Source organism: Haloferax sp. Atlit-6N (assembly GCF_003383195.1).
GTDB classification, from domain to species: Archaea; Halobacteriota; Halobacteria; order Halobacteriales; family Haloferacaceae; genus Haloferax; species Haloferax gibbonsii.
The window spans coordinates 1-459 of sequence record NZ_QEQJ01000323.1; the positions used below are offsets into that span (position 1 = coordinate 1).

General features: G+C 59.9%; 1 protein-coding gene. It reads right to left on the reverse strand.

The window, feature by feature from the left end; genetic code table 11:
- The coding region (locus DEQ92_RS22570; protein ID WP_233516957.1) for a BCCT family transporter at positions 1–427 on the reverse strand (427 nt) is incomplete at its 3' end.
- Between the last annotated feature and the right edge of the window lie 32 nt (positions 428–459).

The window sequence follows — 459 nt, forward strand, 5'->3', positions numbered from 1 at the left end:
GAAACAGCGTGTACTGGATCGCGCCGACGGCCGCCGCGGACGTGCCGGCTTCAGCGCCGACGAGCGGCGGAACGTTCGCGTAGTGGTTCAGCGCCTCCGCCGGTCCCCAGAAGACGATACCGGCCGCGATCCCCGCCGAGAACATCATCGAGAAGAACGACAGGAGACTGAACTCGGGGTCGTCCTCGGGCTTGCCGAGTTTGATGTCGCCCCAGCGGCCGAACATCAGCCAGAGGCTGAAGACGACCATCAGGAACATCGTCCCGATGTAGACCCACATAAACTCGGTCCAGAGGTACTCGTTGATCTGTCCCATCCGCTCCGCTGAGACGTCTGGATTCAGGAAGAAGACCAGAATCGCCAGCAACGAAACGGAGAACCCGACACCGAAGACAACGGTGTCGAGTTCGTCGACGAATTGTCGCAAACTTGTGCGTATCGTACGCATACATACTGGTC